Source organism: Pseudoalteromonas sp. H71 (genome assembly GCF_001468485.1).
Lineage (GTDB): Bacteria > Pseudomonadota > Gammaproteobacteria > Enterobacterales > Alteromonadaceae > Pseudoalteromonas.
Map to the genome: position 1 here is coordinate 183,906 of NZ_LODI01000024.1, position 16,410 is coordinate 200,315.

The 16,410-nt window shown below is 40.4% G+C and carries 13 protein-coding genes and 1 pseudogene; 6 read left to right on the forward strand and 8 right to left on the reverse strand.

Translation table 11 applies throughout. The features are described from left to right. The 4 genes and pseudogenes from ATS71_RS18590 to ATS71_RS12080 all read right to left on the reverse strand — a co-directional run. Window positions 1-80, reverse strand: a pseudogene (locus ATS71_RS18590) (dienelactone hydrolase family protein); the annotation flags it as partial. Between the two features lie 83 nt (window positions 81-163). Further along, on the reverse strand, window positions 164-1,489 hold the full coding sequence (locus ATS71_RS12070; RefSeq protein ID WP_058405047.1) for a glycerophosphodiester phosphodiesterase family protein: 1,326 nt from the start codon (window positions 1,487-1,489) through the stop codon (window positions 164-166). Between the two features lie 74 nt (window positions 1,490-1,563). Next, a complete protein-coding gene (locus ATS71_RS12075; protein WP_201020873.1) occupies window positions 1,564-2,403 on the reverse strand; it encodes a carboxylate/amino acid/amine transporter in 840 nt (279 codons plus the stop codon). A 110-nt stretch (window positions 2,404-2,513) separates the two neighbouring features. After that, entirely contained in the window at window positions 2,514-4,655 is a 2,142-nt protein-coding gene (locus tag ATS71_RS12080) for a M3 family metallopeptidase (protein WP_058405049.1), read from the reverse strand. A gap of 320 nt (window positions 4,656-4,975) precedes the next feature. On the opposite strand from ATS71_RS12080, the gene ATS71_RS12085 reads away from it, so the two are divergent. From ATS71_RS12085 to yegD, 6 genes are all read left to right on the forward strand, one after another. Beyond that, window positions 4,976-5,836, forward strand: coding sequence for a mechanosensitive ion channel family protein (locus tag ATS71_RS12085; protein ID WP_058405050.1), 861 nt, complete (start codon window positions 4,976-4,978; stop codon window positions 5,834-5,836). Window positions 5,837-6,252: 416 nt separating this feature from the next. Further along, entirely contained in the window at window positions 6,253-8,538 is a 2,286-nt protein-coding gene (locus ATS71_RS12090) for a TonB-dependent receptor (protein WP_058405051.1), read from the forward strand. Window positions 8,539-8,652: 114 nt separating this feature from the next. After that, a complete protein-coding gene (locus ATS71_RS12095; RefSeq protein ID WP_058405052.1) occupies window positions 8,653-8,952 on the forward strand; it encodes a hypothetical protein in 300 nt (99 codons plus the stop codon). Between the two features lie 63 nt (window positions 8,953-9,015). Further along, window positions 9,016-9,672, forward strand: coding sequence for an HAD family hydrolase (locus ATS71_RS12100; protein ID WP_058405053.1), 657 nt, complete (start codon window positions 9,016-9,018; stop codon window positions 9,670-9,672). 33 nt (window positions 9,673-9,705) lie between these two features. Next, window positions 9,706-10,548: a DNA ligase gene (locus tag ATS71_RS12105; protein ID WP_058405054.1), complete on the forward strand. Its 843-nt coding sequence runs from the start codon at window positions 9,706-9,708 to the stop codon at window positions 10,546-10,548. Between the two features lie 63 nt (window positions 10,549-10,611). Further along, window positions 10,612-11,976, forward strand: a complete 1,365-nt coding sequence (gene yegD, locus ATS71_RS12110; protein WP_058405104.1) for a molecular chaperone — start codon at window positions 10,612-10,614, stop codon at window positions 11,974-11,976. Between the two features lie 11 nt (window positions 11,977-11,987). On the opposite strand, the gene ATS71_RS12115 is transcribed toward yegD, so the two are convergent. From ATS71_RS12115 to ATS71_RS12130, 4 genes are all read right to left on the reverse strand, one after another. Next, entirely contained in the window at window positions 11,988-12,452 is a 465-nt protein-coding gene (locus ATS71_RS12115) for a methylglyoxal synthase (protein ID WP_058405055.1), read from the reverse strand. Between the two features lie 65 nt (window positions 12,453-12,517). Continuing rightward, window positions 12,518-13,150 carry a LysE family translocator gene (locus ATS71_RS12120; RefSeq protein ID WP_058405105.1) on the reverse strand — a complete coding sequence of 211 codons (633 nt, stop codon included), beginning with the start codon at window positions 13,148-13,150 and terminating at the stop codon, window positions 12,518-12,520. Window positions 13,151-13,244: 94 nt separating this feature from the next. Next, complete coding sequence (locus tag ATS71_RS12125; protein WP_058405056.1) at window positions 13,245-15,089, reverse strand: S8 family serine peptidase; 1,845 nt, start codon at window positions 15,087-15,089, stop codon at window positions 13,245-13,247. A 514-nt stretch (window positions 15,090-15,603) separates the two neighbouring features. After that, window positions 15,604-16,410, reverse strand: an 807-nt coding sequence (locus tag ATS71_RS12130) for an MFS transporter (protein WP_235591479.1), incomplete at its 5' end; no start/stop codon positions are given.

The following is a 16,410-nucleotide window of genomic DNA, read 5'->3' on the forward strand; positions in this document are numbered from 1 at the left end:
TCGGCTTGTGGGCGATACACTGTGGTTCGCATTAGGCCTGTTGGTGTTGGTAAATCAGCATTATGGTGTTGGATGATCATAAAAGCGCTCAGTTAAAAAGGTTTAGATTCTCTCTTTATGGTAACTGAGCGCAGCAGAATAAACGACCGCTGAAATGCGTTTTTTAAATACTGGCTGGCATTTTATTACAGCTTGCGTAGTAACTTACCGTGGCCGGCCAATCAGAAAATATACCAATAACGCCTACTTGCTTTGCTAAAACATCCACGACTGTCATCATATCGCCATCGTTATTGATTACGTCAGCAATTGATTGATAATAATAACCACCGCCTTCATTTAGCGGCCCTGAGCGCTCAAGGCTCCACGCGATGAGCTTCAAACCTGCTGCTTTTGCTTCAATGGCGTATTGTGAAGGAACTATATTATTATCGTTATCGATAGTTAACATCATCCAAATGGGAGGCGCGAGTATTTTAACGTCGTCAGCAACCAGCTCGGCCATGCTTGGTTGCCATGTTGCTGGATTGCTCGGATCAAACCCTGCTTCGCTATCGCGGCCATCTAAGTAAACACTTTGTTCTGCAAATTCAGGGTTGGTGTTAATCCAATATTTTACATCGTTTAAGTTAAATGATTGTGGATAAACCTGATTTGCTGGTACATCTAATTGCGTGTATTCATCCAACATTTTTTGTGCATATTGTTCTTGGCTCATACCATCAAAAGGCATACTAACTTGAGGCGACTTAAGCTCTGGGGTCATTTTTACATCCAGTGCTTTAAATAATTCAATACTTTGCTTATGGGTTAAAAGCGTACCTGTTGTTGCGTATAAATCGGTGCGCCAATTTGGGGTGCCGTTGAGGTATTCAGTTACCGTGGTGGCGTTTGTGTTGGCGCCATCCATCTTTCCTTCAAGGGTTAAAAATTCGCTCAGGCTAATATCGCTTGTACAGCATTTTGCTGAAGCAGAAACCCCAGTATTTGGATTGGCAGGGGTAAATGGCACACTGCATTTTGCAGCAAGTTCTGGAATTGCTAAAATATTGGTGGTGGTATGTAAGTCACATTGTGAGTGCCTGCATACGAGTTCTTTATCGTTTGTAAACGTTACATCGCACTCTACTATACCTGCCCCCATACGCGCTGCTGCAACGTAAGACTCTTTAGTATGTTCAGGGTATTGCATTGGCGCACCACGATGCCCAATTGAAAAGTCTGTCGTATAAAATGGGCCATCTTGGCAAGAGGCTAATTGTGTTTTTAGTTCGCTTGGCGCCATGTCGTTTATTAAATAATCTGGGCGTGTACCTAGTTGAATATTGCTTCCTTGTGCAACTTCTACAACCACTGGGGTCGGCACTTCTACAATTTCAACGTGTGTGTTCGTTACTACCACGTCTTTTTCGACTACTTTAACTTCGTCGTCACAGCCAACAAGTGCAACAAATAGAAGGCAGCTGGCAGATAAGGTAATGCGTTTCATTGTTTATCCTTAAAAAATAAAAGTTGCACTACCTTAGTCACACTTAATGACATTTAAACGACAGGAAAGTGAACTTATTTTTTCGCCATTATTTGATTAACCACTAAAGCTAAAAGCATTATTGCAGCACCAACACTTAGCCTAAAAATATCGGCATCTCTATTCCAAATAATAATATTAACAATAATACCGGCTGGAATAAGTAAGTTATTCATAACTGCCAACGCCCCAACATTGACAAGCGTTGCGCCTTTATTCCATAAAAAATAACCTAGGCCTGAGGCCACAATTCCTAAATAAATTAAAATTCCCCATTGTGTATTCGTGCTTGGTAACTTACTTGGATTACCAAATAAAGCGTAACATAAGCCGGCAATAATAAGCGCACCAATAAAAAACCAGCTAAATGCCGCTTTGCCGTCAAGCTGCTTGCCTTGCATTAGTCGTTTGTAAGTGACTTGACCAGTGGCAAAACTTAAATTAGCTCCTTGCACAAGCAACAGCCCTAACCAAAAGTTATTGTCGAGATTTTCATAACGAATTGCGACAGCACCCAATACGGCAATTAAAGCGACAATAAAAAATTGCGGATTAAACTGTTTGTTAAGGGCGTCGTTCAATAAAGTGATATAGAGCGGCGTCATTACGGTAAAAAGCAATACTTCAGGGACGCTTAAAAACAAAAATGAGTGGTAATAAAAACTGTACATAACACCAAGTTGCATAGCGCCTATTAACATAAGCTTGATTGCGGTGGCGGGAGGAAGGCGTTTAATAAAAGGTAAAAATACCAATGTGGCTAGCGCAACACGTATTAATACGCTAAACCATGCATCAACCTGCCCAGCTAAATATACGCCAATTAAACTAAACGAAAATGCCCAAAGTAGGGTCACTGTAAATAAATAGCCCATAACCATCATTTTGTAATAACTAATTGGCTAAGTTTATCTGTTATAAATAAAGGTATAAACAATAAAAGCCCGCAAGCGGGCTTTTATATTAAAAATAATAAGTTAAGTTATTATTCTACTAAACCACGGCGCTTAAGTAGTGCGTCGGTTGTTGGTTTTTGACCTCTAAACTCAATGTAGCTTTGCATTAAGTCGCGGCTATTACCTTTTGATAGGATTTCTTTACGGAAGTTATCACCGTTTTCACGTGTTAAACCGCCGTTGTTTTCCATATGTGCAAACGCATCGGCTGCAAATACTTCAGTCCAAAGGTAGGCGTAGTAACCCGCAGAGTAACCGCCAGCAAAAGTATGGCTAAAGTAGTTTGATTTATAACGCGGTGGTACAGGGTAGTAATCAATGCCGTGAGCTTTTAGTGCTGCGTTTTCAAACTCTTGAACATCATTGATTTTTTTATCTGAACCAAATGAATGCCATTCCATATCCAGTAAAGCAGCCGCTAAATATTCAGTCGTACCAAAACCTTGGTTGAATTTTTGCGATGCTAATACTTTATCAAGTAATGCTTGTGGAATTGGCTCACCGGTTTTGTAATGCTTAGCGTAATTAGCAAGTACGCTAGGTTCAATCATCCAATCTTCATGTGCTTGAGATGGAAATTCAACAAAGTCACGCGCCGTTGCAGTACCAGCAAGGCTTGGGTATTTAACATCTGAGAATAAACCGTGAGCCGCATGACCAAATTCATGGAACATAGTCGACACTTCGTCAAAGGTCATAAGCGTTGGCTCGCCTTCAGCAGGTTTTGGAATATTTTGCGCGTTATAAATAACCGGTTTAGTGCCTTTTAAGCCGCTTTGGCTTACGTATGCACTCATCCATGCGCCGCCACGCTTGCCTTCACGTGCGTATGGGTCCATGTAAAATAAACCAATTGCACTGCCGTCAGCGTTGAATACTTCGTAAACGGTTACATCTTCGTGGTAAACCGGTAAGTCTTGACGTTCTTTGAACGTAATACCGTATAGTTTATTCATCGCAAAGAATAAACCATCGTTAATTACTGAGCTCATTTCAAAGTAAGGTTTAACTAACGCAGGGTCTAGGTCGTATTTTTCAGCACGTACTTTTTCAGCGTAAAATGCCCAATCCCAAGGTTTAAGTTCGAAGCTTTCGCCCGAATCATTAATTACTTTTTGAATAGCAGCGGCTTCAATTTTTGCTTTTTCAACTGCTTTAGGGGCAAGGTCATCTAAAATGCCATATACATTTTCAGTTGTTTGCGCCATACGCGACGTCATTACATACGAAGCCCAGTCTTTGTAGCCTAAGAGCTCTGCTTTTTGTGCACGTAAGTTAGTTTCTTCAATGATGATAGGGCCATTTGTTTGTGCTGCACGGTTTGCTGATGCAGTAAAAATTTGCTCACGTAACTCGCGGTTTTCAAGGCTTGATAAAATAGGCTGTTGCGTGGTGTTCACAAGCGTGATCATGTAGCCATCTTTACCTGCTTTTTTAGCTGCAGCGGCAAGGCCTGCAATTTCACCTTCAGAAAGGCCAGCAAGTTTAGCTTTGTCAGTAACAACAATGACATCTTCTTTAAACGATTTTAAAACGTTTTGCGAAAACGCAGTAGATAAGTTAGCAAGCTGTGCGTTAATTTCACGCATTTTTGCTTTTTCTTCGTCGCTTAATTTAGCGCCGGCTTTTACAAATTGCTTGTAGTAAAAATCAACAAGGCGTTGGTCTTCAGCGCTTAGTGTTGCTTGGTTGTCGTATATTGTTTGAACGCGCTCAAATAAAGCGCCGTTTAAATAAATGTCATCAGAGTGAGCCGATAATACAGGCGCCATTTTTTTACTAATACGCTGGTATTCATCGTCTGAGATTAAGCCCGATAAGTTATAAAATGCCGTTGATACACGGTTCAATAACTCTCCAGATAGTTCCATTTCAACTAACGTGTTTTTGAATGTTGCTGGCTCTGGGTTATTAGCAATTGCTTGTATTTGAGCTGTATGCTCTGCAATACCTGCATCAAATACGGCTTCGTAATCTTTAGTACCAAATTTATCAAACTCAGGTGCCATGTATTGTAAAGGACTTGGTTTGAATAACACATTGCTTGCGTTCACGTCTTGCACTTGTGCTGCGCTTTCTTTTGCCATTGTTTGTGTTTCTGATTTATTCTCTGAACAGGCAGATAGTAATAATGCACTAGCAATTGTAGTGGCGATTAGGGTTTTACGCATAATAACTCCATAGAAAGATTAGCCGGAATAGGCTTTTCGAGTCGAAAAACCCACTTAACTTACCAAATTTTGATTTATATACAATAAAGTTTATCGAGATTAAGCTGGATTTAAACGCAAATTAGCTAAAAATAGGAGATTAGGTAGGTAAAAGTAGCTTGAGCTGTTTATTTTGATGCCCTTTTTGGAGTCATAAGTGCTATAAAATAACAAAACGCAATTTTTAAAGTCAGTTAAATTGCATTGTGGCGTGCTAAGGTTAGTTAATTAAAACACATTCACCTTATAATAAAGTCAAAGACTCCCTGATTGGAAAATAAATGAATTTAGAACAAATAAACGAAATCCTTTCTTTTGTTGTATTTAGTTACAACGACATCCAACTTACAGTGGCAAAAATAATTCAGGTGCCGCTTATTTTGATTGCAATGTGGTTTGTGGTAACCCACATTGGTAAGTTAATAAAAAGAACCTTACTTGCCAAAAAAATAAGCCAAGATGCTGTTCATTTATTTACGCGTATTTATTTTATTTTAAGTATCGCCATTTTAGTTTTCACCTCGCTGGAAGTATTAAACATCCCATTAACGGCTTTTGCATTTGTATCTGGCGCCATTGCAATAGGCGTGGGGTTTGGTGCGCAAAATATAATTAATAACTTTATAAGCGGTTGGATATTAATGTGGGAACGCCCCATTCGAATAGGTGACTTTTTAGAAGTAGGCAGTGCCAAAGGTGTCGTCGAAACTATAAATACTCGTTCAACGCGTATACGTCGAAATGACGGGGTGCATATGCTAATACCCAACAGTCAATTATTAGAGAACACAGTAACCAACTGGACGCTAATAGATGGTAATGCACGTTCATCGGTGAGTGTTGGGGTGGCGTATGGATCAGATGTGGTATTAGTTAAAAAGCTCATTCAGCAGGTGTTAGATGAACATGACGCAATTTTAAAAACACCAAAATCGGCAGTGTTGTTTGATGACTTTGCCGATAGCTCGCTAGTTTTTAACGCTGTTTTTTGGGTATGTGCTGAATCTGAAACCATGCTTAGAACTGTGCGCAGTGATATTCGCTTTAGTCTGTATGACATATTTGAGCAACATAATGTGGTGATTGCGTTCCCTCAACGAGACATTCATATCGATGGTGAAATAGCCATAAAGCGAACATGATAAAACATTGAAAAAAACCGCCTTGTGCGGTTTTTTCTTCGCTAGCAAAAAGCGTACCTAAGTTAGGTTTTTAAGTTAAAACTTTAAAATTGCTACTTTATTTGCAGTTTTATTGATAAGGACATATGTCCTTATAATTGGGTTTTTACATCTAAAAAGTAATAAAAAGCCGCTATCTTGTGGTTAAATGTTGCAAAAAAGTTTCAAAATTACAAAGATTTTATGCAGTAAATTTATCACACAGTGGTATAATCTCACTCGTTCGTTCAGCCTCATTATTTCGTTTTTGTACTCTCGATAATAAGGTCCGCGCGCATATAGCCAAGTCGCGAAAAATTGTACGAACCCGCAATGAATACATTGCGCAACACAAAAAACCGTTGAACAAGAGTGCATACAAAAGGTTAATACCCGACATGAAAGCAATTAAAAAATCTGCAATAGCGACAATCATCAATGCCGCACTACTCTCTGCTGCTGGCACTTCTGTTTCTTCATTTGCTGCTGAAGAAGAAACGGCTAAAAAAAGTAATCAACTAGAAGTTATCCAAGTTACTGCACGTAAACGTGTAGAAAATGCTCAAGAGGTGCCTGTAGCTGTATCTGCATTGCAAGGTGATAACCTTGATGCCTACAGCTCTGCGGGTATGGACATTCGTTTTATGAATGCGAAAATTCCAAGCTTGTCTATCGAATCTTCATTTGGCCGTTCTTTCCCTCGTTTTTACGTACGTGGTTTAGGAAACACCGATTTCGATTTGAATGCGTCTCAACCTGTATCGTTAGTTGTTGATGAAGTTGTTCAAGAAAATGCGATTTTAAAAGGCTTTCCAGTATTTGATATTGAGCGCGTAGAAGTATTACGTGGTCCGCAAGGTACTTTATTTGGCCGTAATACGCCTGCAGGCCTTGTTAAGTTTGATTCAGTTAAACCTAGCCAAGAGTTTGACGGTTACGGTGCGGTTTCATACGGTAGCCGTGGCGCAGTAGACACTGAAGGTGCTGTAGGTGGTGCGCTAACAGATCGTTTATCTGCTCGCGTTTCATTATTATGGCAAGATAAAGATGATTACATTGATAACCAAGCACCTAATTTTGAAGCTAAAGATCAACAGGGCGGTTATACTGAAAAAGCTGCACGTATTCAGTTTTTATATGAAGGCGATGATTTTTCTGCGCTTTTAAACTATCACACACGTGATTTAGATGGTTCGCCTATTGCGTTTCGTGCAAACGTAATTGAATCTGGCTCTAACGAATTGGTTGATAACTACGAGCATGATGTTGTTTACCAAGATGCCGGTGCTCGTTCTACTCAACAAGTAGAATCTGAAGGTATGAGCCTAAGACTTGAGTGGGAACTTAAAAACCACACTATAACGTCTATCTCTGCATGGGAAAGCGCTGAAATTTACTCTCGTGGTGATATTGACGGTGGTTACGGTGCTGTTTTCCTTCCTGATTACATGGGCCCTGGCTTTATTCCATTCCCTTCAGAAAGTGCCGATGGTATTCCTGAGCAAGATCAAATTACTCAAGAACTTCGTTTATCAAGTAACTTTGACGGCGACTTAAATTATCAAGTGGGCGTTTTTTACTTTGATGAAGAACTAACAATTGAAAACTTTAGCTATGACACATTTTCATCACCAAATGCTGGCGCCTTAAACGGGTATGTAAAACAGCAGCAAGACACAACAGCATGGGCAGTATTTGGCTCTGTTGATTATGTTGTATCTGATGATTTAAAAGTAACAGCGGGTCTTCGTTACTCTGATGATGAAAAAGATTTCTCTGCAGATCGTACACTTAGCCCTGTTGGCGGTGGTGCTTTATTTATCGAGCAAGATGTTAGCGATAGCCATGTAAGCTGGGATTTATCTGCAAACTACAAAGTAAACGAAGACGTAAACTGGTACAGCCGCGTAGCTAATACATTCCGCGCACCAAGCTTGCAAGGTCGTATTTTATTTGGTGATGAAGTAACAACAGCTGATTCTGAAACCGTAACTTCATTTGAAACAGGTATTAAATCAGACGTGTTAGACGGACAAGGTCGCGTAAACGCAACTGTGTTCTACTACACAATGAGCGATCAGCAATTGACTGCTGTAGGTGGTGGTGCAAACTTTAACCGCTTAATCAATGCAGATAAAACGACGGGCTACGGTTTTGAGTTAGACACTGAGTGGGTATTAAGCGATGAGCTTAATGCAACATTTAACTTAAGCTATAACAAAACTGAGCTTAAAGATAATGACCTAGCTGTAGCTGTGTGTGGCCAGTGTACTGTGACAGATCCAACTTTCCAAGTTGCAGGTCCTTTTGGTCCTGAAGCTCGTGCAATTTTAGACGGTAACAGCTTACCGCATGCACCAGAGTGGATTTCTAACTTTACACTTCGTTACACTAAAGAGCTTGAAGATGGTGATTTCTTTGCAAATGGTGACATTTCTTACCGCAGCAAAATCAACATGTTCTTATATGAATCTGTAGAGTTTGAAGGCAAGCCTTTAACTGAAGTTGGTCTTCGTGCAGGTTACAGATGGGCACAAGGTGACTACGAATACGAAGTTGCTGGTTTTGTTCGTAACTTATTTGATGAGCAACAAGCAATAGGCGCAATCGACTTTAACAATAACACGGGTATTGTTAATGAAGAGCGTTATGTTGGTGCTGAATTTAAAGTTAAATTTTTCTAATAAATAGATTAGAAATATGCATTTAAAAGCCTGCCATGTGCAGGCTTTTTATTTTGTGATCCCTTTTAGAGCTGTTAAAGTAGCGCATAATTGGTTTATTGATAGAGAAATAGAATGGCTGGATTTTGGAATTACCGTGTAATTTTTTGTGAAGCAACAAAAGATGAAGCAGCGCAATATCAAATACACGAAGTAGAATATAACCTTAATGGTAAAGTAACTAATTGGTCTGAAACAGGTGCAGCACCGTTCGGTACAACGCTTGATGAATTAAAAGATGACTCGGCGCGCTTAAAAACCGCTTTTGAAAAACCTGTACTTAAGGTGGTTCGTAAAGCGCGTGGCTATGAGTTAGTTGATATTGAAACTGGTGAAGAGGCTTTTGGTGAGCCGCCTGCTGGTTTAACGCAATAATCATGTAATAACAAAAAAGGTGCTGAAGCACCTTTTTTTAGCACTATAATTTAAGGAGAAATCATGAGTTTACAGGCCGTTTTATTTGATATGGATGGCACGCTAGTCGATTCAGAAGCAATGCACTTTGTATGTTGGAGCAGACTGTTAGCGCCATTTGGAGTAAGTTATTTAGAAGATGAATTTTGTCAGCGATTTTCAGGGCGCCCTACACTTGAAGCGGCAATTGAAATTAAAAGTGAGAATAACTTATCAGTCGGTGCTGAGTTTTTAGCCGCAGAGAAATACCGATTATTTGGTGAATACGTAAAAACGAATTTACCGCCTCTTATGCCTTTTGTGGTGCAAACATTAAAAGCGGTTAAAAATAGCGGCTTAAAAATGGCACTCGTAACAGGAAGTGCAACAAGTGAAGCGATGCCAATTCTAAAAGGGTTGGGGTTTTATGAGCTGTTTGATAGCGTTGTTACCAAAGATGATGTGATTAACCCCAAACCTGCAGGCGACCCATATTTACTCGCTTTAAAGCAAATAAACATAAAGGCAGAAAATGCGATAGCTGTAGAAGATACGTTTACAGGCGTAAGCGCTGCAAATAATGCGAGCTTAAGAGTGGTTGCTATTGCAAATAGCCACACCAAAGAGCATGACTTTAGCAAAGCGACCTATTGCATGGGTAACCTTGAGGAGTTTTGGCAATGGGTGCAATCTCAACTATAGTTTAAGTCACTATTACCTAGCTTGGATGCGCTAATGATTGCTCTAAAATGGATGTTATTAATTACGGTTATTTTGTTTAGCTGCTCGGCTTATACTTCTCAGCCTTCTGTATTATTAGCCAAAGTGTATGATGAAGAAAAGCACGACGATATTAGCGCCTACTTAGTCAGCGAGAAATTTGACGGTGTAAGAGCCATATGGACCGGCACACAGTTTGTTACTCGCAAAGGTAATGTGATTAATGCACCACCTTGGTTTAGCGCATCACTGCCTAACATATGGTTAGACGGCGAGCTTTGGACTGAACGGGCACATTTTGCTGCATTAAGCGGTATAGTAAGAACTAAAATACCAAATAACCAAGACTGGCAAACTGTCACTTACAAAATATTTGATATGCCAGATAAAACCCTACCTTTCAGTGAGCGTTATAAAAATTACTCTCAACTTGTTATACATATTAATCAGCCCCATATCCAAGCAGTTAAGCAGGTTCAATTTAAAGATAACAAACAGCTCTCTGATTACTTCAATAGCATAACGGCACAGGGTGCAGAAGGCGTTATGCTGCACCTAGCTGATGCAAAACATAAAAGTGGGCGAAGTGGTGTTTTGTTAAAGCTAAAGCCTTACCTTGATGCTGAGGCGGTTGTTATTGCTCATTTGCCGGGTAAAGGTAAATACACGGGGATGCTTGGTGCGCTGCGCGTTAAGTCAGCCTCTGGGCAGTTGTTTTCAATTGGTACAGGGTTTAGTGATGCCCAACGGCAAAACCCACCGGCCATTGGTAGCACAGTAACCTATCGTTTTCACGGGTTAACTAAGAATGGTCTTCCACGCTTTGCTAGTTTTTTGAGAGTAAGAGAAAGCATATAGCAATTTAAAAGTAATCTTAAGTATGCTAAATTGCGCGGCCTTTTTGGTAATGTGTGGTGGTATATGTTTGTAGGTTTTGATTACGGTAGTTCTAATTGTGCTATGGGTGTAATGAACGATAATAATGTTCAGTTAGTGCCTTTAGAGCATGGCAAACATTACTTACCTTCTACACTTTATACGCATCATAGTGCTTTGGTAGTTGATTTTGTGGCTAAGCATTTAAAAGCCACCGCACACGAGCAAGATTTTAATTCTCAGCGCCAAGCCCTCTTAAATTCATTACCTCGAATTAAATCAGACCTTGATTTACAACCTTCAGATGAGACCTTATTTATTGGCCGAGAAGCAATTAGTGAATACGTTCAATTCCCTGAAGAAGGGTACTTTGTTAAGTCACCCAAATCGTTTTTTGGCGCAACCGGTTTAAAGCAAGGGCAGATCAACTTTTTTGAAGACATTGCAACGGCAATGATTTTAAAAATAAAACAACGTGCAGAGCAATCTTTAGAAAAAGAACTTACTCAAACTGTTATTGGCCGCCCTGTAAATTTTCAGGCGGTGGGTGGTGAGCAGTCTAACCAGCAAGCTATTGGTATTTTAGAGCGAGCAGCAAAACGAGCTGGTTTTAAAGACGTTGATTTTTTATATGAGCCGCTTGCAGCCGGTATCGACTATGAAAGTGATTTAACACACGATCAGAAAGTGTTGGTTATAGATATTGGTGGAGGCACCAGTGACTGTTCATTTGTGCAAATGGGCCCCAGTTTTAGAGGAAATAGTCAGCGTGATAACGACTTTTTAGCTCACAGTGGTAAGCGTGTTGGTGGAAACGATTTAGATATTGCATTGAGCTTTCATGGTTTAATGCCTTTATTGGGGCTGGGTAGTACATTTAAATCAGGATTGCCCTTGCCAAATCAGCCGTTTTGGCAAGCCTGTAAAATTAACGATGTTAATTTACAAAGCCAATTTTACAGTGAAAGTCAGGCGCGAGAGCTTAATGCACAATTACGCGATGTAAGTGCACCAGCGCTTTATAAGCGCTTAATTCATTTACAGCAAAATAAGCAAGGACATCAACTTGTTCAGCAAGGTGAAGCCGCAAAAATAGCACTATCGTCAACAAATGATTTTAACTGTGACTTGCGCTTTTTAGATACCGAACTTAGTAAAAGTTTATCAGTTCATGACTTATCGTTAGCTGTAGAAAGTAGTATTAGCCAAATAGTCACGTTGGCAAAACAAGCAATAAGTGACGCGCAAACAACTCCAGACGTTATTTATTTAACGGGGGGCAGTGCGCAATCTCCACTAATTAAAGCAGCACTTAGCGAGCACTTAGGTAATATTAATATGGTTAATGGTGACCACTTTGGTAGCGTAACTGCTGGCCTGACTAAATGGGCCAGCATGCTTTATAAGTAGCTTATAAGGCTTTATAGACTTATTTGTCGGGTTGCGAGGTATTTTTCGTAATCTGGCAAAGTGCGCTCAAGCTCGGTGTCCATTAAAGGAGAGCTTAGTAGCATATCAGCACTTACCTCATTACACGCCACGGGAATATTCCAAACAGCGGCTAAACGCAGTAATGCTTTTACATCAGGATCATGAGGCTGTGAGGCTAAAGGGTCCCAAAAAAATATTAAAACATGAATTTCATGTTCTGCTATTTTTGCGCCTAATTGCTGGTCGCCACCCATTGGGCCACTCAAAAGCTGAACAACATCAAGCCCTGTACTTTTTTGAATTAAATGCCCCGTTGTACCTGTGCCATATAAGGTGTGTTTACTCAGTGTGCTTTTATGTTTGTCACACCACCGCTTTAGCGCGGCTTTTTTGCCATCGTGAGCAACAAGGGCAATATTTTTTTTTGCAGGAAGCGATTGTGTTTTTTGTTCCATATTAATTCTTTTTATTTGTGCCTAAATGCTCATAGTTACACCAACTGTTAGCAAAATTAGGAAAGTTATAATAGTAGATTAATAGCTAGGGCAATAAATATTATTCCCGTTACTCTATCAATCCAAAGTTGACTATTTGGATGCTGCCTAAAAAACTGAGCGATTTTGTCGCCAAAATAAATATACGTGCAGTCTATTGGAAAAGCAAAAATAGGGTATAGCAGGCCAAAAAATGCGAGTTGAAAAGTGGCTGATGATAAGTTGGGGTCTACAAACTGTGGAATAAAAGCAATAAAAAATAAAGCGACTTTGGGGTTAAGCACTTCGGTCATCATGGCTTGAAACATCACATTAGACTTTTTAGCTGTGCTTATGTGTGGCTTATCTTCACTTTGGGGTTGTGTGGCAGCTGTCGTGCTTTTTATCATCATAAAGCCCAAATAACACAAATAAGCGGCACCAGCATATTGAACAGCACTATAGGCCGTAGGGGATGCTTTTAAAATAGCACTTAAACCTATTACGGCAAAAAAGGTATGCACAACACCACCTAATGCAAAACCAAATGCACTTTGCATACCTGCGGTGCGGCCATTTGCAAATGTTTGTGCCATTAAAAATGCATTCGAAGGGCCAGGAGCAACTGCCATTAAAAAACTAGCAATTAAAAATGAGAAAAGAAAATCGGGGTTAATCATCATTAGAACTGGTTACTAAAGGATGGGTGAGTTTACCAAGCAACTAAGTAAATAAAAAGCGGGCTTTTGCCCGCTTTTGTAGGTTACGTTTTTATTAAAAAGTAACGGTTGAGTTGTTAGAGCACGCGATTGTGCTTTGTGCTTCACATACTTGGTAAGTGTATGTGCCGCCACCTTTGGTCGATATTCTATCAGTGAAGCTATTAGTATTAGCTGTACTTGTTACTTTGCTACCGTTACGGTAAACATCCACTTGGCTTGTTGTTGCACCAGCCCAATTAAGGTCAACATACTTAGTGCCCTTTGATTTATAACCTGATGCAGAAAGCGTTATGTCACCCACAGGTTCTGGGTCAGTACCACCGCCACCATTATCGCCACCCGCACAGCCATTGGCTATTAGATAGGCATCGGCGTCGGCTGCTTTTACAATGCCGTACCCAAAGTAATCATCGCGACCTGTTGCGCCTTGATCTTGTGCAGTTGCTTTTAGAGCGTCACGAATCTCCGTACCTGTACATTCACTATGGTTTGACCATACAAGTGCAGCAATACCCGATACCGCTGGCGTTGCCATTGATGTACCACTCATGAACCCATAGTCAGATGCGCCAATATCTATGGTTACAGTTGTACTACCAAGCAGTGCAGTGCGATCTTCAAATGCGGCACCCACAGCCGGGATTGTTGTATTGTTAGTATCGCCAAGTGTTGCGTAAAGCATACCCGCTTCGTTGTTAATGATAACAGCGCCTATTCCACCTGAATTTTCACAATTGGCCACTTTGTCATAAAAAGAAACTACACCACGGTCGATTAAACACACTTTCCCAGCAGCACCATTGTCAATATTTTCCGCAGTTCCCATAAAGTACGCAGATGCTGATGCTTGACCAGTATTTTCCATTGCAGATGATGCGTATGGTGTGCCGTCAGCAGACATATTTGCAGCGGATGCCATGCCAGCAGGGTAGGTTGAAAGCGTATCTACACCACCCGCAGTCACTTCAACACATACTGTTTCGTCAGTTGTAACACGTCTGCCCTTACCTGATGAGCAACTCGGAAATTGTGAAAAGTCAGCAATTTGATTATCTGCATCATTTGCGCCCACCATCATAACTGATGGGTAGCCAGCTGGGTATGAACGAACGTTGTTGCCATCGTTACCGGCTGCAGCAACTACGAGGCCTCCAGAATTAGTAAAGTTAGCAAAAGCATTCGATTCAGTGCTGTTTGAGCCACCGCCGCCTAAGCTCATGCTGATAATATTTGCACCTGCCTGAGAACATAAATTAGCAGCTTGTGCTAGGTCTGATGAATAACCCCAGCCAGATTCGTTAAATACTTTTATTATGTGCATAGCAACACCCGGTGCCATACCTACAACACCTGAGTTGTTATCAGCTGCACCTATGGTACCCGCAACATGAGTCCCATGTGGCCCACCATTATCGAACCAGTTACCTGTGCCGCTGTCGTTATCACCTGTGATGTTTCCCCAAATAAAATCAGGGTTTGAGCTGTCCAAGCCAGAATCAATAACACATACTTTCATACCCGCATTAGCGTCAAATGTTACCTGGTCAGCTTGAGATTGATAAACAGCATACGGTGTAATTTGTTGTTGCATTGCGTTGCCAGCGTCATCATTAAATAATGATAAAGGAACACGTTTTTGGTCTTCTTCAATAAGGTTTATGTGAGGGTTATTCAGTAAACCTTTTAAGCTTGTTAAATCGTGGCCGGTAAATTCAGCGGCAATAAACCCGTTACCGTCAACTTTTATATCACCACCGAGCTTTTTAGTAAGCGCTTTTACGACACCTTTTTTGTTGTTATCGACTTGAATTATGAAACGATCGTTTTGTGCACTTGCATTACCTGCAGCACATAAACCAGATAAAATTAATGCTAAGGCAAGTTTATTTTTTTTCATTTTTACATCCTAGAATTATATTGTTAACCCTTTGTTAACTTAAATTAACGATAGAGGAGTTGTACCTAGATTGCAATGGTAGATTGTTAATAAAAATGAAATAATATTGATTGGGTTATTAGGGTCTGTTGATCTTTGCGGATTAAAGTTTTTTAAACTAGGGGTTATTTAATCGCGGCATGAGGTTTGTAACCTGGTGGGCAGTCGATAACCGTTCCTGCGTTATTCAACTGGCTTACATCCTTGTAAGAATAAGCTTTACTGAGTAAAGCTTCCGCATCCTACTCACGCCCCTTACCTACATCCATGTAGGCAACAAAGAGTAGATAGCCTCTAGGAAGACCCCCTTGGGCAACGCTTGTTTGGCATTAATGCTGCGTTATCGCCAATTTATGGGTAATAACCACACTACATAGGCTGCTGAAAATTTGACTTTGAAAGGTCAACAGATCCCAGTTAACAGTGGGTAAATATAAGTAACTTACCCACTAATGATTAATTTTTGTTAAGTAGGTTATGAAAACTGTGCTTTGCGAAACAACAAATAGCTAAAAGGCACCAATAATAAAAAGTGGACGCCAATTAATATCGGGGTCGATAATTGTAAAAATTGAGTAATGAACACCAGCAAACTTGCTCCACTCATTTGCATTGCACCAAGCAGCGCTGAAGCTGTTCCTGCTTGCTTAGGAAAGAGGCTTAATGCTCTTCCTGCTGCAGAGCCAAGGGTAAGTGCAAAGCCAAATGCAGCAACAAACATGGGGATCATTAACGCGAGTGCCGATTTATATTGGCTAAACACGAGCATCAATAAACCAGAGCTAACCAATAGGAGTAACCCTATTTTCAAAGCACGTTTGGGGTGGCGCTTTATGTATAGCGGCATAACAAAGCTGGCAATAATGCTTAAAACAGCATTAAGTGAAAACCAAAATGTAAAGTTAGCCACGCTGCCGCCAAGTTCAGTAATGATCCACCCTGGCGCTAAAGTGACAAATACTAAAATAACCGACATTGTGACCATACAAAGTAAGCTATTAAATAAAAATAGTGGCGTAGAAATAATGGGTATAAAGCGTCTTAAGTCGAGAATATGCCCCTGATACACGCTATCGGCTGGTCGTGTTTCTCTAAAAAAGAACAGCGTTACAATAAAGCCTACTAATGCAAACCCAGTTAAAAATAAGAAGTTCATTTCCCAGCCAAACTTAACCGTTAACCAAGCACCTAAAATGGGCGCCAACGCAGGAATAAAGCACACAATGCCATTTAAGTAGGTAATAATTTGGCCGCTGCGCTCGCTACCAAATTTATCTCTTAC